Consider the following 583-nt stretch of genomic DNA (forward strand, 5'->3'; position numbering starts at 1 on the left):
ATATTGCTTGGCTCATAACGCAATGCTTCGGTATAAGCAGAAAGCGCCGTTTCCATATCGTTCGCATCAATGGCTTTTTCTGCTCGACTGATCGCTTTCAACGATAACTGACGGTGTGAAAGTTCAACTTGCTCAATGCGCATTGAACTCTCTTCAACCAAATTGGTGGTCGTATTGCTCGGTGCATTCGCTACTTGCGCGATCAGCATCGGAGCGTCTGAACTCATATCCGCATCCGCACGTGAACCAAATACGCCCTCACTAGGTTGAGGTGTTGGTAATGCTGCAACAGCTTGCGGTTTTTCTACAGGTTTAGAATAAACCACGTTGCTGGTTTCTGGCGTCATCTTATTGGTAGGAGAAGATGCCAGACGGTCAGCATTAGTGGTGTCTAAAGGTTGCGTTGCGCTTGGTTGGAACGATGTGATCTCATCCGAAGGTGCAGGGCCTTGGGACACAGCCCAGCCGCCTACGGCAAGACTTAATGAAAAACCAGCAACCAACCACAGCCAAGGCTTACTGCGTGAGACATTAGGAATCTCAGCACGAGTAAGTTCACTCGGTGATGTTTTTTCAGCAAGTT

Annotated in this window: 1 pseudogene; it reads right to left on the reverse strand. The window is 48.4% G+C overall.

Annotated features, from left to right (window positions below):
• A pseudogene (locus tag R7Q11_RS28045) lies at positions 1–583 on the reverse strand (MSHA biogenesis protein MshN); the annotation flags it as partial.

This window comes from Vibrio sp. 970, assembly GCF_033339075.1.